Source organism: Luteimonas sp. A277 (genome assembly GCF_054052045.1).
Map to the genome: position 1 here is coordinate 21,536 of NZ_JBSVRG010000007.1, position 20,446 is coordinate 41,981.

16 protein-coding genes and 2 tRNA genes are annotated in these 20,446 nt (G+C 65.7%); 10 read left to right on the forward strand and 8 right to left on the reverse strand.

Annotated features, from left to right (window positions below; all coding sequences use genetic code 11):
- Positions 1 to 38: 38 nt before the first annotated feature.
- The 3 genes from ACW7G2_RS08115 to ACW7G2_RS08125 are packed head-to-tail and all read right to left on the reverse strand — an operon-like array spanning position 39 to position 3,408.
- Positions 39 to 881 (reverse strand): MurR/RpiR family transcriptional regulator, encoded by an 843-nt coding sequence (locus tag ACW7G2_RS08115; protein WP_456974568.1) that lies wholly within the window; start codon positions 879 to 881, stop codon positions 39 to 41.
- A gap of 13 nt (positions 882 to 894) precedes the next feature.
- Positions 895 to 1,992 (reverse strand): dipeptide epimerase, encoded by a 1,098-nt coding sequence (locus ACW7G2_RS08120; protein ID WP_456974570.1) that lies wholly within the window; start codon positions 1,990 to 1,992, stop codon positions 895 to 897.
- Positions 1,993 to 2,013: 21 nt separating this feature from the next.
- Positions 2,014 to 3,408, reverse strand: a complete 1,395-nt coding sequence (locus ACW7G2_RS08125; RefSeq protein WP_456974572.1) for a C40 family peptidase — start codon at positions 3,406 to 3,408, stop codon at positions 2,014 to 2,016.
- A gap of 315 nt (positions 3,409 to 3,723) precedes the next feature.
- Between ACW7G2_RS08125 and ACW7G2_RS08130 the strand changes: the two genes are divergently transcribed.
- From ACW7G2_RS08130 to ACW7G2_RS08145, 4 genes are all read left to right on the forward strand, one after another.
- Positions 3,724 to 6,765, forward strand: a complete 3,042-nt coding sequence (locus tag ACW7G2_RS08130; protein WP_456974574.1) for a TonB-dependent receptor — start codon at positions 3,724 to 3,726, stop codon at positions 6,763 to 6,765.
- Positions 6,766 to 6,842: 77 nt separating this feature from the next.
- Complete coding sequence (locus ACW7G2_RS08135; protein ID WP_456974576.1) at positions 6,843 to 8,450, forward strand: serine hydrolase; 1,608 nt, start codon at positions 6,843 to 6,845, stop codon at positions 8,448 to 8,450.
- A 242-nt stretch (positions 8,451 to 8,692) separates the two neighbouring features.
- On the forward strand, positions 8,693 to 11,587 hold the full coding sequence (locus tag ACW7G2_RS08140; RefSeq protein ID WP_456974578.1) for a TonB-dependent receptor domain-containing protein: 2,895 nt from the start codon (positions 8,693 to 8,695) through the stop codon (positions 11,585 to 11,587).
- A gap of 66 nt (positions 11,588 to 11,653) precedes the next feature.
- Positions 11,654 to 13,264, forward strand: coding sequence for a serine hydrolase domain-containing protein (locus ACW7G2_RS08145; protein ID WP_456974580.1), 1,611 nt, complete (start codon positions 11,654 to 11,656; stop codon positions 13,262 to 13,264).
- 92 nt (positions 13,265 to 13,356) lie between these two features.
- Here ACW7G2_RS08145 and ACW7G2_RS08150 read toward each other — a convergent pair.
- Positions 13,357 to 13,431: transfer RNA gene (locus ACW7G2_RS08150), tRNA-Val, on the reverse strand.
- Between the two features lie 173 nt (positions 13,432 to 13,604).
- Here ACW7G2_RS08150 and ACW7G2_RS08155 point away from each other — a divergent pair.
- Positions 13,605 to 13,680: transfer RNA gene (locus ACW7G2_RS08155), tRNA-Phe, on the forward strand.
- A gap of 234 nt (positions 13,681 to 13,914) precedes the next feature.
- Complete coding sequence (locus tag ACW7G2_RS08160; RefSeq protein ID WP_456974582.1) at positions 13,915 to 14,397, forward strand: DUF6491 family protein; 483 nt, start codon at positions 13,915 to 13,917, stop codon at positions 14,395 to 14,397.
- Here ACW7G2_RS08160 and ACW7G2_RS08165 read toward each other — a convergent pair.
- The 4 genes from ACW7G2_RS08165 to ftsY form a co-directional block, all read right to left on the reverse strand.
- Complete coding sequence (locus ACW7G2_RS08165) at positions 14,373 to 14,648, reverse strand: oxidative damage protection protein (RefSeq protein ID WP_456974887.1); 276 nt, start codon at positions 14,646 to 14,648, stop codon at positions 14,373 to 14,375. The genes ACW7G2_RS08160 and ACW7G2_RS08165 overlap by 25 nt on opposite strands.
- Positions 14,649 to 14,727: 79 nt before the next feature.
- Complete coding sequence (gene mutY / locus ACW7G2_RS08170) at positions 14,728 to 15,771, reverse strand: A/G-specific adenine glycosylase (RefSeq protein ID WP_456974584.1); 1,044 nt, start codon at positions 15,769 to 15,771, stop codon at positions 14,728 to 14,730.
- Positions 15,768 to 17,051: a hypothetical protein gene (locus tag ACW7G2_RS08175; protein ID WP_456974586.1), complete on the reverse strand. Its 1,284-nt coding sequence runs from the start codon at positions 17,049 to 17,051 to the stop codon at positions 15,768 to 15,770. Before ACW7G2_RS08175 ends, mutY begins: the two co-directional genes overlap by 4 nt.
- Positions 17,048 to 18,376 (reverse strand): signal recognition particle-docking protein FtsY, encoded by a 1,329-nt coding sequence (gene ftsY / locus ACW7G2_RS08180; RefSeq protein WP_456974588.1) that lies wholly within the window; start codon positions 18,374 to 18,376, stop codon positions 17,048 to 17,050. Before ftsY ends, ACW7G2_RS08175 begins: the two co-directional genes overlap by 4 nt.
- Positions 18,377 to 18,456: 80 nt before the next feature.
- Here ftsY and rsmD point away from each other — a divergent pair, with 80 nt between their 5' ends.
- From rsmD to ACW7G2_RS08200, 4 genes are all read left to right on the forward strand, one after another.
- Positions 18,457 to 19,032, forward strand: a complete 576-nt coding sequence (gene rsmD, locus ACW7G2_RS08185; protein ID WP_456974590.1) for a 16S rRNA (guanine(966)-N(2))-methyltransferase RsmD — start codon at positions 18,457 to 18,459, stop codon at positions 19,030 to 19,032.
- A gap of 61 nt (positions 19,033 to 19,093) precedes the next feature.
- Positions 19,094 to 19,600 carry a pantetheine-phosphate adenylyltransferase gene (gene coaD, locus ACW7G2_RS08190; protein ID WP_456974889.1) on the forward strand — a complete coding sequence of 169 codons (507 nt, stop codon included), beginning with the start codon at positions 19,094 to 19,096 and terminating at the stop codon, positions 19,598 to 19,600.
- A 37-nt stretch (positions 19,601 to 19,637) separates the two neighbouring features.
- Entirely contained in the window at positions 19,638 to 20,114 is a 477-nt protein-coding gene (locus ACW7G2_RS08195; protein WP_456974592.1) for a hypothetical protein, read from the forward strand.
- A gap of 27 nt (positions 20,115 to 20,141) precedes the next feature.
- Positions 20,142 to 20,435 (forward strand): YfhL family 4Fe-4S dicluster ferredoxin, encoded by a 294-nt coding sequence (locus ACW7G2_RS08200; RefSeq protein WP_456974594.1) that lies wholly within the window; start codon positions 20,142 to 20,144, stop codon positions 20,433 to 20,435.
- Positions 20,436 to 20,446: the final 11 nt, after the last annotated feature.

The window sequence follows — 20,446 nt, forward strand, 5'->3', positions numbered from 1 at the left end:
CCCATCGTGCCGCGGCATGCAAGCCGCGGCAATGCCGTTCAGGACTCGAGCAGCTGGCGGATCCTGCTGGCGTCGTGGTCAAGCAGCTGCAGACGTTCCTGGCCGTGTTCACACAGCAGCATGAACACCACGTCCAGAAGCTGCTGCAGTGCGGCCTGGTAGAGCAGCGGCTCCACGTGCCTGCGTTCGTCGTGGCCCGAGACCACCAGATTCAGATCGGCGTGCGCGCGCAGGGGATTGGGCGTGTTGCGGGTAACGCTGACCACCTTGCCCACGCGGGTTCGGAACAGGCGGCTGAGCTCGGTCAGAACCGTGCGTCGGCCGTGTTCGGAAAAGACCATCATCACGTCTTCCCGGCTGGCATTGGCCAGGCTGGTGGGCATCAGCACCGGATCGAAGTGGTAGACCGCGAGAATTCCCAGCTGGGCCAGGCGCAGGGTGAAGGCGCGGGCCACGATGCCGTCCTGGCCCAGGCCGATCACGAACACCGTGCGCGCTCCGCGGATCGCATCGACCACGGCCTCGAGCCGCGCCCTGGGATTCAGCAGCCTGGTCTCGCGCACCGCGTCGGTCTTGGCCTGCCACAGCAGCTCATCCATGGCGGCTCCGTCATCCAGAGCCGCGGGGATCGGCGTGCCGTTGTCGCCGTTGTTGCGCACAAGGTCCTGGCCGATGGCGTACTTCAGGTCCGGATAGCCCTTGAAGCCGAGCTTCTGGCTGAACTTCACCACGCTCGACTGGCTGATTTCCAGGGCGTTTGCGAGCTGCTGCGAGGAGTAGTCGCGCAGCAGGTGGGCGTTTTCGAGGATGAAATCCGCGATGCGCCGTTCGATTGCCGACATCTGGTCCCGCTGGGCGCGGATCTTCAGCAGCGACGGCATGACAGTACTCCGCTCAGGGGGCCAACGGTTCAAGCCCGCGGATCTCGCGGATGCCCAGTCCCGGCGCATCGCTGATGGAGATCTCCGACTCGTTGAAAACCACGCCGCCGTCGACCGGGTCGAACGCGCACAGCGAAGGTCCGTCCAGGTCCACCTTGCGGATGATGTCCGACTTGGCCACCGCCAGGTGAACCGCCGCGGCCACGCTGATGCTGGTCTCAATCATGCAGCCGATCATGCACTCCACGTCATACAGGGCGGCGATATCGGCAACCCGGATGGCATTGGAAATACCGCCGGTCTTCATCAGCTTGATATTGATGATGTCGGCGGCCTGCTGGCGCAGCAGCTCGATCACCTCGGACGGGCCGAACACGCTCTCGTCGGCCATGATCGGTGTGTGCACCCGCTCGGTGACGAACTTCAGCCCGGCAACGTCGCGCGCCTTCACCGGTTGCTCCACCAGTTCCAGCTCCACGCCCGCGTCCTCCAGCGTGCGGATGGCGTACACCGCCTGTTTTGCGGTCCAGCCCTGGTTCGCGTCCAGGCGCAGCAGCGCACGGCCCTCGACTGCGGCGTAGATCGCCTTGACCCGCTCCAGGTCAACGTTGATCTCCTTGCCCACCTTGATCTTCAGCGATTCGAAGCCGCGGTCCACCGCTGACAGCGAGTCGGCCACCATCTTGTCGATGTAGTCCACGCTGATGGTCAGGTCGGTGGTGATGGCAGGGTCGCCGCCGCCAAGCATGCGGTAGAGCGGAGCACCGTACAGCTGCGCCCACAGGTCGTAGACGGCGATCTCCACCGCGGCCTTGGCGCTGGTGTTGCGCTCGGCAGAGGTGTGGATCAGCTGCAGGATCGCGTTGAGCTCGGCCACGTCCATGCCGATCAGGCGCGGGCCGATGATCTTTCGGATCACCTCGATGATCGACCCGTGGGTATCGCCGGTGATCACCGCCGTGGCGGGTGCCTCGCCGTAGCCGACGTTGCCGGTGTCGGTGTGGATGCTGACGATGATGTCTTCCACCATATCGACGGTGCGCAGGGCGGTCTTGAACGGGGTCTTGAGCGGGACCCGGAGCATGCCGAGCCGTACTTCAGTGATTTTCATGGGTGTGGCGGCTTCCGCGGCTCAGGGCCGGATACGCTGGATATTGGTGATGCGATCGGTGGTGCGGGTGCTGGCGTTGGACATCATTGGCAGTACCGGTGTCACCACCACGCCATTGAGCCGCAGCCGGACCAGCTCGCCGTCCGCATCGGGCAGCCAGCTCATGCCGGCGGTGTCGTGGATGGCCACGGGCTCGCCGTCCACGTGACCGATGATCATCATCACGTGACCCGGGATGAAGACCAGATCGCCCGGGCGTGCTTCGGCCAGCGCGTCCATCCGTGCCTGGTGACCGTCTTCTGCCGAGAAGGCGAGGCGGTTGAGCGCGGGGGTGATCGACTGCCGGCTGGTGTTGCGCGGCAGCAGCACGCCGAAGCTGCGATAGATTTCGGAGACGAAACCGCTGCAGTCGCGGGTGTTGTAGGAATGGCCCCAGCCATAGCGCTCGCCCAGGAACTTGAACGACTGGCGGATCAGGTTGGCTTCGGTCAGCGGCAGGTAATCATCGGCCACATCGGCCGAGCGCGGCAGCAGCGCCGGCTCGAATGACAGCGTGCCGTCATCGCCGCGCACCGGCAGCTGGATCACGTGGTGGGCCGAGGCCAGCTGGCCGTTGATGACTTCCAGTGGCGACCGGTCCTGCAGCACCGGTACGCGCAGACCCATTTCCAGCTGCACCTGCGAGACGCGCGGGTTTTCCGGGGTGTACACGGTGTGCGCCGTGGCGCCGGTCACGACGAGGAACGGCTCGGCACGGCCCCAGGCGAAGATCTCCTCGCGGTCGCCTTCGGCCACATGCTGGCGCTCGATCCAGGCGGCATAGCGCTGGCTGACCACGAACAGCCATTCGCCGTCGGCGCTCTGGTGGGTGATCACCAGCGGGTCACCGGGGAACAGGGCGCTTTCCTGGAAGCGGTCGATATCGCTGTCACCAGGCGAATGGAACACCCGGAGCGGGGTGGGGAAGGCGCGCAGGTCTGCACGCTGCACGGCCATGCCGTAGCGGATCGCCTGGTCGGCGGGAATGGCATCCAGGGCGAGGTTGGCTTCGATCCGGGCCAGCATATCCGCGCCCACCTGCTGCCCCTGCTCATCAAACAGGTCGCGGCTGGGCATCGAGGAAAGGTCTTCGATCCAGGCGCTGACCTGCTCGCGCGACAGTCGCGCCGGCAGAGCTTCCAGATCAAAGATGGAAGGCTCTTCGGCCACCATCCGAGCGTTCTGCTCGATGATTTGTGCAGGGGTCAGGATCACCCGCTCTGCATCGGGCAGCGCGTTGATCCAGTAATCCGGTGACAGCTGGGCTTCGGTCAGACCCGGGACGGCGAAGGGCGGCGTGGAGGCCGTTGGCCCGCGCGCTGACAGCGTTCCGGGCAACGTGAGCACCAGGCCCAGGAGCAAAACCGCAAGGCGCATGGGTTCCTTCCAATAGTGGGATGTTGCCCCATCATGGAATACATCATTCATCAAAAGCAACAATCGAGAATAAATTATTGACGAGACTCTGACGGCCATGTTACACAGCTCTGACAGTTTCCCTGGGGAGGAGAGAACTGCAGTGAGCAGGGCGAGTGTCACAGCCATCAGCATGTCAACGGATCCGGGCCAACAGCCCGGCCGATCCCCCGATCAATACAACGACCGATCCAGGTGGCTCCCGCTGCCACAGGGCGCGGATGGATTCGCCCGATCGACCAACTACCCCGAATATCTGTACCGGAGAGCATCCAAATGAAGGCCAGTCGTATCAACCTCCGCCGAGCTGCCTTGAGCCTCGCCCTGGGCGCGTGCCTGACCGCCGTGGTACCCGTGGTTGTGGCGCAGCAGGTCACCGGCGCCGTGGCCGGCCGTGCCACCACCGGCGACCAGATCGTGGTCAACAACCCGGCTACCGGGCTGACACGCACGTCAACCGTCGGCGCCGATGGCAACTATCGCCTTGGCCAGCTGCCGGTCGGTGATTACACATTGAGCGTTCGCCGCGATGGCCAGCCGCTGGGTGAGCCGGTGCAGGTCAACGTATCGCTGGGCGGCACCACCACCGTCAACCTCGGGTCGCAGGGCGGCATCGCCGACCTCTCCGCGGTGCAGGTGGTCGGCAACCGCGTGGTGAACCGGGTCGACGTGCACTCCACGGAATCGGCCACCAACATCACCCGCGAGGAGTGGGCGCGCCTGCCCGTGGAGCAGAGCCTGAGCTCGGTGGCGATGCTGGCGCCGGGCGTGGTCGGAGGCAACTCGAGCTTCGGCGGGATCTCGTTCGGCGGCGCGTCGGTGGCTGAAAACTCGGTCTTCATCAACGGACTGAACGTCACTGACTTCTACACGCGGCGCAGCTTTTCGACCGCGCCGTTCGGGTTCTTCCAGGAATACCAGGTCAAGACCGGCGGTTATTCGGTCGAGTTCGGCCGTGCCACCGGCGGCGTGATCAACGCGGTGTCGCGCTCGGGCAGCAACGAGTTCGAAGGCGGCGTGGAGGTGACATTCGAGCCGAATGCGTGGAAGACCTCAGGCCAGGACCGCATCATCACCGGCGAGAACTCCGACGGCACCACGTCCACCGCGACCTACCGCGGCAGCCGCGACCGCGCCAGCTTCACCAAGGCGAATGTGTGGGCTTCCGGACCGATTGTCCGCGACCGGCTGTTCCTGTTCGCCATGTACGAGCAGCGCGACAACGACTCCAAGTACACCAGCAGCACCGGCTCCACCTGGTACAACAGCGGTTCCGACAACGGCTTCTGGGGCGCCAAGATGGACTGGCGCATCAGCGACAACCACCTGCTGGAACTGCTGGCGTTTTCCGACGAGGGCGACAGCGAGCTGACGACCTACGGCTACAACTGGGACACCGGCGAGCGCACTGATGCCACCGGTACCAGCATCACCGACACCGGCGGCAAGAGCGGGTCGATCGCCTACACGGGCTATTTCGGCGAGAGCTTCGTTGCCAAGGCGATGTATGGCATCAACGAGAGCCGGCAATTCACTTCGTCCCCGGCGGACATCCCCTGCGAAGGCGTGTTCTTCAATTCCAGCTACAGCGACATCTACGACGCGATGGGTAACCCGCCGCTGGGCTGCCACCCCACCGGCGGCACGATTGTGTCCCACGAAGACGAGCGTGAAGTGGGGCGGCTGGACTTCGAATGGACGCTGGGCAACCACCAGCTCCGGTTCGGGCTTGACCACGAGATCATGACCACGGACCGCATCACCTACTACCCCGGCCCCACGGGAATGCAGTACACCGCATATGACCTGGCGCCGGGCTCGGACCTGGGCAACGGTACGGTGGTCCCCCCGGGCATGAACGAGGTCATGTTCGCGCGTCGCCGCCTGGACGGTGGCGTATTTGAAACCACCGCCAGTGCGTACTACATCGAGGACATCTGGAGCGTCACCCCGAACCTGCTGCTCAACCTCGGCGTGCGCCTGGACACCTTCGAGAACAAGACCGCTGCCGGTGACGCCTTCATCAAGATGGATGACCTGTTTTCGCCGCGCCTGGGCTTTTCCTGGGACATGAAGGGCGACGGCAGCACCAAGCTGTTCGGCAACCTGGGCCGCTACTACCTGCCGGTCACCAACAACATCGCCTACACGTTTGCCGGCGGACTCACCGACGAACGCTCGTACTACCAGCTCGATGGCTGGCGCGAGCAGGCCAATCCGGTGACCGGTGGCTCCTACATGCAGCCGATCATCGGCCAGCAGCTCGGGCCGATTGATACCAGTGGCAACGTGGTGGTCAACGATCTGCGGCAGCAGGTCGACAACGACCTGGATGCGGTGTACCAGGACGAGGCCATCCTTGGGTTCCACACCATGCTCAGCCAGGCCTGGTCGTGGGGCGTCAACGCGACCTACCGGCGGATGAAGAACGCGCTGGACGACGTGCGCATCAACCATACGCCGTGCGGGCCGGTGGGCTACAACCTGTGGCCGATTGCCAACCCGGGCAAGGACCTGACGATCTGGGGTGATTCCAGCATCGGTTGTGATACCGAGGGCTGGATCACCATCGACACCTCGCAGGACGGCTACATCATGGGTGGCAGCGGCAACGTGATCGGCTACTTCGAGCCCAAGCGCACCTACAAGTCGGTGGAGCTGCAGCTCGACCGGGCATGGGACGGCAAGTGGGCGCTCAACGCGTCCTACATCTGGTCCAAGTCAGATGGCAACCATGAAGGCCCGGTCAACTCCGACACCAACTACGGTGACACCGGCATGGTCCAGCACTGGGACCACCCGGCCAACAACGAGGCCTATGGAGCGCTGTTCAATGATCGCCGCCACCAGATCAAGCTGCGCGGCAGCTATGCACCCAACGAGCAGTGGTCGTTCGGCGGCATGCTGACCGCCATGTCGGGTGGCCCAATCAACGAGCTGGGCGTGACCTGGCCGGGCGACACGAACTCAGGAGCCAGCTTCGTGAGCGAAGGCCTGGGCGGAGGAACGTTCTGGCACTGCGTGGCGGACTGCTCGGGCACCTGGGAGGAGCGCCAGTACGAGTACGTCGGGCGTGGTTCCGGTGGGCGCCTGCCGTGGACCTACAACCTGGCCGCGAACGTGACCTGGACCCTGCCGGTCGACGGCATCGACCTCAAGGCCAGGCTGTCGGTGTACAACCTGCTCGACAACGATCAGGTGATCAACGTGCGCCAGCGCTACGAGATGGGCCCGGGCGTGACCCGTGGCCTGCACGGCACCGGCACCCGCTGGCAGTCGCCGCGCTACGCGCAGCTGGTGGTGACCTGGAACTTCTGAGTCCAGGCAAAGCAGTAAACAGGCCCCCGCCGGCTCCGGCCGGCGGGGAGGCCTTCAATCAAGGAGCAGTTCTGGCTGTGATCCGTCATCTTTCCCTCGTCGCGGCCGCTTTCACGGTCGCGATTTTTTTTGCCCCGGCTGCAGCAAGCGGGCCGATCCCTGAAGTGACCGCCGCGGTGGACGATGTCATCGAGCGCTACGACCTGCCCGGCATCGCCGTCGGGGTGATCGTGGATGGCCAGGTGCGACAGATCGAGGTGCGCGGTGAAACCGCTGCCGGCAGCGGCGATCCGATCCGCAACGACACGCTGTTCAAGGTGGCCTCCAACACCAAGGCCATGACCGCGGCGCTGCTGGCACGGCAGGTGGACGCAGGCCTGTTGGCCTGGGATGACCCGGTCATCAGCCATCTGCCGGACTTCCGCATGTACGAAGACTGGGTGACGCGCGAGATCCAGGTGCGCGACCTGCTGATCCACAACAGCGGCATGGGGCCGGGGGCCGGCGACCTGATGCTGTGGCCGGAGCCCAACCACTTCACCCGCGAGGATGTGATTGCCGGGCTGGCGCATCTCAAACCGCTGTGGAGCTTCCGTTCGCGCTATGCCTATGACAACACGCTGTACATCGTGGCCGGGGAGGTAGCAGCCGCTGCTGGTGGTGCGCCGTTCGACGAGCTGTTACGACGCGAAGTGTTCTCTCCGCTGGCAATGCAGGGTTGCCGCATCGGTGAGTGGCGGGTGGACGAGGCAGGCAGCGTGGCGGCTCCCCACGCCCGTCGCGATGGCGCCTGGGTGGCGCGTCCGGATGGTGAGGTGGTGGCCGACATGCCCATGGCTGCAGCGGGTGGCGTGCGCTGCGGACTGAATGACATGCTGCGCTGGGTGCAGGTCTGGCTGGATCCGGATACCGCCAGCGAGACGGATGGCAGCCAGTGGCTGTCCACAGAGCAGCGCGAGGCGGTCTGGGCGGCGCATATGCCGATGCCCATGAGCCAGCGCATGCGCGACTGGAACAGCAGCCACTTCTCCGCCTATGGCTACGGCTGGCGGCTGACCGATGTCGATGGCACCGCCAAGGTCTCGCATACCGGCACGCTGTCGGGGATGTACTCGGCGGTCACCCTGCTGCCGGAGCTGGATGTGGGCTTCGTGATCCTGATCCATTCCAATGCGGGCCAGGCGCGGACCGTGCTGGAGCAGACCCTGGCCAAGCACTTCACCGATCCGGACGCCGGCAGGACGGTGACGCATTACGCCGAAGCCATGGCGCGCGAGCGGGAGGTAGCGCTGGCTGCGGGCACCGCCGGGCTGCCGGCGGACGCCAGGGCGCCACGCACCGCGGCGGCGGTCGAAGGCATGGCGCAATGGCTTGGCCACTATCGCGACCCCTGGTTCGGCGAGGTCAGCATCTGCGCTGCCGCTGACGGCGTGCGCTTCGAGTCGGCCAAGTCTCCGCGCCTTGCAGGTCCGGTGCATACCGCGGCCGGCCGCCTGCTGGTTGATTTCGACACGCTCGGCGCTGATGCCGATGCGTGGCTGGAGTTCAGTCGCGGCGACGATGGAGTGGCCCGCCTGACGATTGCCAAGGTCGATCCGGAAGCGGACTTCAGTTACGACTACGAGGACCTCGGCTTTGTTCGCGAGGGGGAGTGCGCATTGGCAGCAGGCACGGCTGATCCGTGAGCTTTGACCCTTTACAGGGGCCGTGCTACATAAGTTGTGAATGGGTGGGCATGCGGTAGGGGATCGCATGCTTCCGTCCAGGGGCAAGGGGAGCAGGCTTTACCGCAGGAGTGGTTTGAATCGGACATGGCGCTGTCGGCGCGCCCGAGAGGGGTGCGTGTGCGAAGCACGTTTCGCCGACCGCGATTGTCCAACTGCCCGTGTCTCGTGATCAGCGGCATCACCTTCATCGGAGAACACGAATGCAAGCAAGTCAGCCGTTCCTGAAGCACAGTCACCTTGCCATTGCGGTATTGCTGGGCCTTGCGCTGCCGGGACTTGCGGCGGCCCAGGACTCCGAGGCCGAACAGTCTCCGCAGGCCTCGGCCCAGACTCTCGATACGGTCAGGGTGACCGGATCCCGGATCAAGCGCACCGATGTGGAAGCCGCGCTTCCGGTGACGGTGATCCAGCGGGAACGGATCGAGGCACAGGGGATCTCCTCGGCCGAGCAACTGCTGAGCTATCTCAACATCGGCGGTAACGGATCGGACAACCTGTCGGCCAACGCCGGTATCGCGCCGGCGGACCTGCGTGGCAACAACGGGGTGTCGGGTGCCAACCTGCGCGGGCAGGGCGCGGACGCCACGCTGGTGCTGCTCAACGGTCGCCGTGTCGCCGCCCATGGACTGCGCGGCACCACGGTGGACCTGAACTCCATTCCGTTCGCAGCGATCGATCGCGTCGAGGTGCTGCGCGACGGCGCCTCGGCGGTGTACGGCACCGACGCGATCGGCGGCGTGATCAACTTCATTACCCGCAACGATTTCACCGGCGCGCAGATCAGCGGCTTCGTCGACCTGCCCGAGGAGGGCGGCGGCAATATCTACAGCTCCAACCTGCTGGTTGGCGGCGGCGACCTGGACACCCGGGGCTGGAATGCATTCGCCACCATCTCGGTGAAGAAAAACGACATCCTGCGGGGCAACGCCCGCCACTTCTCCAACAGCTTCCAGCCCAGCCGCGGCCTCTCGCCGGATACGCGCGGCACGCCGTTCGCCACCATCTTCAACCTGGCCGACTCGCTGACCGGGGCCGGCCTGATCGATCCGGACACCGGGCAGGTGGTGAACGGGGTCAATACCCTGAACCTGCCTGGCGGCCCGGGCTGCGAAGCTGGCGACCCCATGATGGGGCCGTATGACTACCGCCTCTGGGCCACCACGGCCACCAACGTGGCCTCCAAATACGGATGCTCCTGGGATTACCCCGCGGCAGCGGTGATGCAGCAGCCGCAGGAGAGCGTGCAGTTCATCGGGCGCGCCACCTTCAAGGTTGGCGAGGCCAGCCAGGCGTTCGTTGAGTTCATGGGCTCGGACGTTGACGTAAACCGACAGTTCGAAGCCAACCAGATCTCCTCCAGCGCCACCGCCACTGCCACGTTCAATCCGGGCACCTGGTTCCCGCTCAATGACCTGACCCGGGACACCTACGACATGGTGTACGGATCGCTGGAAGACTTCTTCGGCCCTGACCAGCTCGAGTACGGCGCGCCGATCGCGTACCGCTGGCGCTGCTATGCCTGCGGACCGCGTGAGGTGCTGACCAATACCAAGGCCTACCGGGTGATGGCGGGTTTTGAAGGCGAGGCGGGGCGCTGGGAGTACAGCGCGGGCCTGTCGCGGGCGTCCAGCGAGTCCGAATCACGCCTTGGCAGCGGCTATCACTACGTGGAAGGGCTGCAGCAGGTGCTCGGCAGCGGCTTGCTCAATCCCTTCCTGATGCCGGGACAGCAGCAGAATCCGCAAGGGCTGGCTGCGCTGGAAGCGGCTTCAGCCGCGGGTGTGGTGCTCTATGGCGGCCGATCTACCGTGACCAACCTGGACGCGGTGGTCTCCACCAGCTTCTGGAACCTCGCCGGCGGTCCGCTCCAGGTGGCCTTCGGCACGGACCTGCGGCGTGAGCAGTTCGAGTTCAACGGCGACCACCACGAAGTGGAAGCGCGCCCCGCGATCTTCAACGCGCCGTTCGACGCGGCCAATACCCTGCCATCCGTCAGCCGCGACGTGAAGGCGGTGTTCACCGAGATCTACCTGCCCCTGCACGACACGCTGGAAGTCACAGTGGCCGGCCGCTACGATCACTACGATGGCTTCGGCGGTACCACTAACCCGAAGGTTTCCTTCATGTGGAAGCCGATCGGCGCGGTGGCCTTCCGCGGCGCGTACAGCACCGGCTTCAAGGCGCCGGAGTTCAGCAAGCTGTTCAGTGGCGCCACTGCAACCCAGAACACCGCCCTGGACGTGGCCGACCCGGAGAAGTGCCCGGGCGGAGTGGTGGATGACTCCAGGCCGGGGTGCGAATCCATCCGTCCCGACATCCTTGTCGGCGGCAAGGCGGATCTGGAGCCGGAGGAGGCGCGCCAGAAGAGCTTGGGCGTGGTGGTTGCGCCGGTCGATTGGTTCAACGCCAGCCTCGACTGGTGGGAGATCGAGCGCACCAACACCATCCGCACGGGCCCGGATCTGGACGTGCTGCGTGACAACTACGAGCTGTTCCGTAACAACTGGGTCCGCGATGCCAATGGTGATGTGGAGCTGATCGACCGCCGCTTCATCAACTCCGGTGGTTCCTTGATGAGTGGCCTTGAGCTGGACGCCAACATCATGGGCGAGCTGGCGGGCGGCAGCTATCGGGTCAACTTCAACGGCAGCTACCTGGACAACTACCAGGAAAAGCTGCTGGAGTCCCAGCCGTATTCGGACAACCTGGTAGGCAACTACATCCGTTACTGGAGCCTGCCCCTGAAGTGGAAGCACACCCTCGGCTTCTCTTGGGCCAAAGGCGACTGGGCGCACAGCCTGACCCAGATCTACCGTCATGGTTACAAGGATGAAGAGCCCACGAGCGTCTCCAGCGGCCATTACATTCCAAGCGACTGGGATCCGGATGTGGGCCGCTATGTCACCTACAATTACAGCCTGAGCTACACCGGCTTTGAAGGCCTGAGGCTGGTGTTCGGGGTGAAGAACCTGACCGATCGCGATCCGCCGTTCACTGCCCACAAGAATGACTGGGCCAGCGGTGCGGGCTGGGAGCCCCGGGTAGCCGATCCGCGTGGTCGGGCTTATTCGCTGCTTGCCGAATACCGCTTCTAAAACAGGCTCCACTTCGCCGGCTGCGCACCTCATGGTGTGCAGCCGGCTTTTTATTTGGATGAAAGCATGGCCCCACTGCGCATGACCCCTCTGCTGAAGCGCACCTGCGCACTTGCCGTCCTTTCCACCCTGGTCCTGGCGCCGGCCTGGGCCAATCCCCGGCTGGATGAGCTGTTCGACCAGGCCATGGAGCGCTGGAACCTGCCCGGCATGGCCGTGGGCGTGGTGCAGGATGGCGAGGTCATCTACATGCGCGCCGATGGTGAGCGGCGAGCAGGCGAGGGCGACCGGATCAACGAGGACACGCTGTTCAAGATCGCTTCCAACGGCAAGGCCATGACCACCGCGCTGCTGGCGCGTCTGGCGGACCAGGGCAAGCTGGCCTGGGACGACCCGGTCACCTGGCACCTTCCTGATTTCCGCATGGCCGATCCGTGGGTAAGCGAACAGATCCAGGTCCGCGATCTGGTGATCCACAACAGCGGGCTTGGACCTGCAGCTGGCGACCTGATGCTGTGGCCGGAGCCCAACCTGTTTACCCGTGAGCAGGTCGTGGCCGGGATTGCCCACTTGCCGCCGGCATCCAGCTTCCGCACGCGCTACAACTACAGCAACGTGATGTACATCGTGGCCGGCGAGGTGGCTGCGGCGGCTTCGGGCGCCGGCTCCTACGAGCAGGCACTGCGGCAGGAGCTGTTCGAGCCACTGGGTCTGGAGCGCTGCCAGGTGGGTGAGTGGCAGCGCGACGAAGTGGGCAACGTGGCCCAGCCGCACATGCAGCTGGACGGCCGCAACGTGGTCATCCGCGAGGACGGCGAAGTAGTGCCCGGGGTGCCGATGGCGGCCGCCGGCGGCATCCGCTGCAGCCTGCACGACATGGTGTCGTGGATGCAGATGTGGCTGGCGCCGGACGCGCATGGCCTGACGGACGGTCAGCCGTGGCTGTCGGAAGAGCAGCGTCGCAATCTGTGGAGCGTGCACATGCCGATGCCGCTGGGCCAGCGCATGCGTGACTGGGAAGGTGCCAATTTCTACGCCTATGGCCTGGGCTGGCGGATCAGCGACAGCGACGGCATGTTCAAGGTCGGCCACACTGGAACCCTTTCGGGCATGTTCTCGGCCCTGACCCTGCTGCCACAGAAAGGCGCGGGCTTCGTGTTGATGATCAACGGCCCGGGCGGTGACGCCCGGAGCGCGCTGGGGCAGGCGCTGAGCATGTATTTCACCAGTCCGGATAGCGGCCTGGACGTGAACCACTACGCCAACCTGATCGAGCAGGACCGCGCGGCAACGGCCGGCCTGGCATCCGATGGTGAGCCGCTGCCCGACACCAGCGATCGAGTGCCAGCCGAGCCTGCATCCATGACGCGCTGGCTGGGTCTCTATGAAGACCCCTGGTTCGGCCGCGCATCGGTATGCGCTGTTGAAGGGGGCCAGGTGCAGTTCGCCTCCGAACGCTCGCCCATGCTCACCGGTACCGTCATGGAGAGCGGTGGGCGGCTGCTGGTGGACTGGAGCGAAGTGACCGTGAGCGCCGAGCCGTGGCTGGATTTCAGCCAGACGGGGGCCGGCGACAAACCCACCCTGGCGGTGACCCGCATCAATCCGCGCGTCGGCTCCAGCTACAACTTCCAGGACCTGGCTTTCGTGCGCACCGGCGACTGCCCGGTAGACTGAAACCAGTTTGACGTCACAAACGAAAAGCCCCCGGGCCTGGGCCTGGGGGCTTTTTGCAGCACGGGGATGGAGATCTCCGTAGCTGATGGATCTGGTGGGCGGTAGTGGGATCGAACCACTGACCCTTGCCGTGTGAAGGCAATGCTCTACCGCTGAGCTAACCGCCCTGATGTTGCGTTCCGGGGCTGTTGGGCCTCGGCGGGCCGACTAGTTTACGGTGCCCGTGCTCCGGGGACAAGTACTGACCCTTGCTGTGTGAACGTAATGCACAAACGCTTGCCCAAACGCGGTTCGCTACGTATCATTTCCGCTTTCACGGTTTGGCCGTGCAATGTATTCCGGCCAGGTAGCTCAGTTGGTAGAGCAGGGGATTGAAAATCCCCGTGTCGGGGGTTCGATTCCCTCCCTGGCCACCATGGAATTTCAAGCCCCGCACTGGGTTACCAGCGCGGGGTTTTTTTTGGTTCTTACTCAGTTCTCGAGTGTGTGCGGAAGAGAAGCAACGCTTCTTCGATCCGCCTCGTTGTGACCTGAAGGGCCTCCCGGCCACGACGGGGCTCGGCTTGCGGTGGGCACGCATCGGACTGGCTCCGGATTCACGCCGGATGGGTCATCATCCAATGGGTTCCTTGCATCTGCAGGAGATGACCATGAACAGATCCATCAGGGCGGTATCGGCGGGGCTGCTGTCGGCGCTGTTGCTGGCCGGCTGCGCCAGCACGCGAATGGACAGCGGCGAGAAGCTGGCCATGTACCGGACCAGCGCGGGTGAGCCCGTGCGCAGCTTCCACTTCTTCGGGCGGCTGCACAGCTGGACGCCGCTTGGCGATCGTGCGCTGGCGGTGTGGACCAAGCCGCGCGAAGCGTGGCTGCTGGAGCTGACGGGCAGCTGCCCGGACCTGGCCTTCGCTCACTCCGTATCGATCACCAGCAGCCTCAACACTGTGCACGCCCGTTTTGATCGGGTGCGGCCGATGGGTGCTGGGCCGATGGCGATTGCCTGCCAGATCGGTGAGATCAGGCCGCTGGATGTCAGTGCGCTGCGCGATGCGGAGCGTGACTGGCGTGAGGGCGGCGAGGTGATCGACCAGCCGCCGGAAGACGCGGATCAGTCGTCGGGTGTTGGCACGTAGCCGGCAGGTTTTTCAGCGCCGCCTTCGAACAGGAACTTGCGCATCTCCGCTTCCAGGAAGGCGCGATGTTTGGGGTCCAGCGGCGAGAGGCGGTTTTCGTTGATCAGCATGGTCTGGTGGGCCAGCCATGCCGACCATGCGCTCTTGCCGATGTTGCCGTAGATCCGCTTGCCCAGCTCGCCCGGCCAGGGGGCGAAATCCAGACCCTCGGTTTCGACCTGTTCTCTCTGGCAGAAGACGGTGCGCATGATGGTCAGCTCTCAAAGTGGGGGACATCCTATTGTAGGGTGCCGGCACCGGCCCGGCCCGGATGGCCCACGATGACGGCGCTCAGGAGTGGCCTGACAAGAGCCTGCGGATAGGGGCCGGGATGCCCAGGCCCTCCAGAGCGGTCACCGCCACCCAGCGGTGGTCGTCCCCATCGCGTACAGCTGGTCGCGGAGCGATGCCCTGCCAGCGCAATGGGTGCAGCGTCAGCCGGTAATGGGTGAAGGCGTGTGCAACCGGGTCCAGCACGTGGGCGGCTGCGTAGTCGCCGTCCACATTGGCGTTGAACCAGCTGCGTGCGTCCTCGTCACCGGTGGCTTCCGGCAGTGACCACAGCGAGCCCCAGATGCCGGTCGGCGGGCGGCGCTGGAGCAGGATGCGGCCGGCACCGTCGTAGAGCAGCAGCACGATCGCTTCCCGTTCGGGGAGAGGCTTGCCCGGCTTGGGTGTCGGCAGGTCAGCCACACGTCCCTGGGCGAGGGCGGCACAGCCTTCGCTGATCGGGCAAAGCATGCAGGCGGGCTCGTGACGGGTGCAGAGGGTGGCGCCGAAATCCATCTGCGCCTGGGTGTAGTCGGCCAGACGATCGTCCGGCAGGTGCGATTCGGCCAGCGTCCACAGCTGCCGCTCGACGGGCGATGTCCCGGGCCAACCTTCCACCGCGTGCCAGCGGCACAGCACGCGCTTGACGTTGCCGTCCAGGATCGGGTGCCGGTCTCCCCAGGCCTGGGCCAGGATGGCCGCGGCTGTGCTGCGGCCAATGCCGGGCAGGGCCATCAGGGCGGTGTGGTCGCGGGGTAGTTCGCCATCGTGCCGTTCCACGCACGCCCGGGCGGTCGCGTGCAGGTTGCGGGCGCGGGCGTAATAGCCGAGTCCGGACCAGAGCGCGAGCACATCGTCCAGCGGCGCTGCGGCAAGCGTGGGAAGATCGGGCAGGGCAGCGACAAAGCGCTCGAAGTAGGGCACCACCACCCGCACCTGGGTCTGCTGCAGCATGATCTCCGACAGCCATACCCGGTAAGGCGTGCGCGGATGTTGCCAGGGCAGGTCGTGGCGGCCGTTGATGTCGAACCAGGCCAGCAGGCGCGAGGCGAAGCTGTCCGTCATGGCTCCGCATCTGCCGGTGCCGGCGCGCGCTCCGCGGGCGCGCTCTCGGCAGGTGTGTCCCCGGTCGTGATCTCCACGCCGTGCAGCACGGCGCCTGCGATATCCACGCGGGGTGCGGTGAGATGACCATCAAGCGGTGGCAGAGGGGAGCCGGAGTCCATGTCGCCCAGCCATGCCCCCACCTCGGCCACGCGCAGCTGCCCTTCAAAGCGGGCCTGGTCACGGGCGAGGCGCAGCAGCAGCGGATCGGACAGGTTGGAAGCACCCTGATAGACAAGTTCAAACGGCAGCGCGGCATCGGAGTCGCCGATCGGCGATGGCAGTTCGGGCCATGCAGCGGGCCAGCGCTCGAGCTGCCCGGTGAGCGCCAGCTCAAGCTGATGGCCAACAGCGACGTGGCCGCGACCCTGCAGGCGGGGGATCATCGCCTGGCCGCGAAGCACCAGCGCCGCGGGCTGCAGGGTGAAGGCGCCTTCGGCAAATGCGCCTTCGCCGGCAAGCCCGAGCGCGAACGGCTGTTCCTTGCCTGTCGAAACGAGACGCGAGCTTGCCGAGAGTCGAAGTGCGGACAGCTGTACGCCGGCGGCGGCAGGTGAGTCCTTCAGGTGGGTGGAAAGCACGGCATGGGTGGGCAGTCGCCAGCTGCTGTCCTGGGGAGCCAGGGTGCCGGCGACGCCGATGCCGGCACCCATCCCGGGACGGGTCATGGCCAGATGCAGGTGGAAAGGCGCCAACAGGGTGCCTGCCTGGTAGCGGCCACTGATGTCGGCGCCGAGCCGGGCCTGCTGGGCGAATCGGGGCAGGCGGATCGAGAGGTCGCCAACCGACCAGGTGTCCGCCTGGAGGATGCCACGCTGCACATGCAGGCCCTCCGCCAGTACCGGCAGCGGGCCATCGCCGCGGGGGCGACTTGCCCACCACTCCAGCGCGGGTTGCAGCTGTATCCGCGGCGCGTCGACCTCAATGCGGGTGATCACCGGATCAGCGCCTCGCGAGCGCAGCGTGGACCAGGGCACCGACACCAGGACCCGCTCTGCTTCCAGGACCGTGTCCGGCGCGCCCGGGATGCGCGCGCTGACGCCACGGGCCACCAGCTGCGGACTGCCGCGCAGGCGGTAATCGAATTCGTTGGCACTGATGTCCAGTCCCGTGGCCTGTCCGGCCAGCGCCATCACCCGCGGGCCCAGCACCTGCGGCCGCATCGCCCAGCGCAGCGCGACCGCGACCAACAGCAGGAGGGCAACGACCACGACCAGCGCGATCGCGGAACGGCGTTTCACCCGCCCAGCGCCTCCGGCAGCAGGGCGTCAACGAATGCTTCGGCGTCGAACACGCGCAGGTCTTCAGACCTTTCGCCGATGCCGGCATAACGGATCGGAATGCCGAATTCGCGGGCCAGGGCGAACACCACGCCGCCCTTGGCGGTGCCGTCCAGCTTGGTCACCACCAGTCCGGTCACCTTGACCGCGGCGTTGAACTGGCGCACCTGGGAGACGGCGTTCTGGCCGGTGGTTCCATCCACCACCATCAGCACTTCGTGCGGGGCGGTGGGATCGATCTTGCCCAGCACCCGCCCGATCTTGCCCAGTTCGGCCATCAGGCCTTGCTGTGTGTGCAGGCGGCCGGCGGTATCGGCAATGAGGATATCGGTACCGCGCGAACGGGCCGACTGTAGCGCGTCAAAAGCCACTGACGCGGCATCCGCGTTCTGGCCCTGGGCCACGACCGGCACGCCATTGCGCTCGCCCCAGGCCTGCAGCTGGGCCACGGCGGCGGCGCGGAAGGTATCGCCTGCGGCCAGCATGAGGCCGTGGCCTTCTTCCTTGTAGCGCCGGGCCAGCTTGCCGATGGTGGTGGTCTTGCCCACGCCGTTCACGCCCACGGTGAGGATCACGAAAGGCTTGGCGGAAGCGTTGATCTGCAGCGGCCTGGCAACCGGTTGCAACAAGGCGATCATCTCGGCGCGCAGGCTGGCCAGCAATGCAGCGGAGTCGGCGAACTCGCGCGCCTTCATGCGCTTGCGCATGGCCTCCACCAGTCCGGTAGTCGCAGCCACGCCGACGTCTGCCATCAGCAGCGCGGTCTCGATCTCGTCCAGTAGATCGTCATCCAGGCGCGGATTGCGCGAGAACAGGCCGCCCAGGCTGACGGCAAAGCCGCTCCCGCCCAGGCGCTGTCGCCAGCCGGTTTTCCCGGGAGCGGCGGCAGGAGCGGATTCCGGCTCGGCAGCGGGTGCCGGCGGGACGGCGGCCGGTACAGCTGGTGCAACGACGGGAACAGGCGCGGCAGGTGCCGGCACGGGCTCCCGGGCGACCGGAGTGCTGACAGGAGCCGCCGGTGCGGGGGCGGTTTCAACAGCAGCTCTTGCGACAGGCTCTTCCGCCGCCGGGGTTGTTTCCCTGGCCGGAACCGGCGCTGGGGTCGCTGCCGGCTCATCGGCCGCGGGCACGTCGGCTTCAGGCGGCTCGGGCGCCACAGTCTCTGCGGCCGGAGGTGCGGTCTGGTGACTCTCCGGGAATGCAGCGGCCAGCTCCTCGATGCTCAGCCGGCGGCGGCCGTCAGCCTGGTCTGCATCGGATTTTTTGCGTCGGAACCAGCTGGACATGCCGCGATCAAGTCCTTGATGGGGGAGAATGGCCGAATGGTATCACTCGGCCCCCAGCCTCCAGCCGTGGAAAGCGCCCTATGAAGCCGGTTCCGGGCAGGGTGCGGATCATTGGCGGGCGCTGGCGCGGCACCCGCCTGCCGGTGGTCGATGCGCCCGGCCTGCGGCCCACTTCCGACCGTGCCCGCGAGACCCTGTTCAACTGGCTGCAGCCGGTATTGCCGGGAGCGCGGGTACTGGACCTGTTTGCCGGCAGCGGAGCGCTTGGGCTTGAAGCGCTCTCCCGCGGCGCTGCCGAAGCCCTGCTGGTGGAGCGCGATGCCCGTCTGGCACAGGGGCTGGAAGAGACCGTGCAGCGGCTGGATGCCGGCGCTGTCGCGCGTGTTGTGCGTGCCGACGCGCTTCAGTTTCTGGCTGCACCGCTGCACGGCCGCTTCAACCTGGTATTCGTTGATCCCCCTTTTGATGCCGACCTCTGGCAGCCAGTTCTGGCCCAGCTGGATCCGTGGCTTGCCGATCAGGCGTGGCTTTACCTTGAGTCACCGGTGGATGGACGGGTGGAACCTGGAGCAGGCTGGCTTCCGCATCGCGAATCACGGACCCGCGATGCACGGCACGCGCTGTACCGGCGCGTGGCGGATACGGGTTCCGCATGATGCGACGCTGTTACACTGGCCGCCCACCGACCCGGCCGTTTCCGACAGGCGATTTGCTGACATGAGCGTGGCGCGCAACCGCATCGCGGTCTATCCCGGAACCTTCGATCCGATCACCAACGGGCACATCGATCTGATCCACCGTGCCTCGCCGTTGTTCGCGAAGATCATCGTGGGCATTGCCGAGAGTCCGGGCAAGGGGCCTACCCTGGAGCTGGATCTGCGCCTGGAACTGGCGCGGCTCGCGCTGCGCGGACACGACAACGTCGAAGTGTGCAGCTTCAACTGCCTGCTGGCGGACTTCGTGCGTGAAGTGAGCGGTGGCGTGCTGCTGCGTGGCCTGCGGGCGGTGTCGGATTTCGAGTACGAATTCCAGATGGCAAGCATGAACAGGCATCTGATTCCAGAAGTGGAAACCCTGTTCCTGACCCCTGCCGAAAAATACGGTTTCATATCCTCGTCGCTGGTCCGCGAGATATCCCGCCTTGGCGGCGACGTCTCCGCGTTCGTGCCGGCGGCGGTGGCCGAAGCGCTGCAGACCGAGTGGCGGCGTAAAGCATCAACCTGACCTTGTAAATCCTGAAGGGAACGCTGAAATGAAGATCATGACCCGACTGCTGCTGTGCGCCAGCCTTGCCCTGCCGCTGGCAGCCTGTCAGAAAGAAGAGGCCGTGGAGCAGGTGGTAACCGCCCCGATGGCTGCGCCGCAGAGCGGTGATCGCGAAGGGTGGCGCGCGTATCTCAACGACGTTGTGGGCCGGAACATGGACGGGATCTACAGCCAGCCCTTCGTGTACCTGGTGCCCGAGGAAGGCGGTGAGAATTTCGACGACGAGTACGAGCGCCTGGCCGAGCGCGCCGAGAACGATCTGGCCCGCGGCATCGTGCGCGGCAACCTGCTGGCCTACGCCGGCCACAATTCCAACCGCGTTGCGGACCTGGCGGTGCGCGCGTTCGAAAACGTGCCCGAAGGCACCATGGAAGGCGTGCGCGTGCTGTTCATCGGCGACGCCGTGGACAACCCGCGGGTTGAAGCCGCGGTGGCACCGGCCCAGGTTGAATACGTTTTCATCGAGAAATAAGTCGCGCCGGGTCGCGCTGGAAAGCAGATGTCGCTGAAGATCAACGAGCTGTGCATCAACTGCGATGTCTGTGAGCCCGCGTGTCCGAACAACGCGATTTCACAGGGCGAGGTCATCTACGTGATCGACCCCGCCCTGTGTACCGAGTGCGTCGGCCACTTTGACGAGCCGCAGTGCATGGAGGTGTGTCCGGTGGAATGCATCGACCCGGACCCGGAGCACCCCGAGACCGAGAGCCAGCTCCTGGCCAAGCTGCGCAGGCTGCAGGAGCAGGGCGCCGCGCCGGCCGATGCCGCTACCGGCGAAATGGCTGGAGCGTGATGCGCAACTGA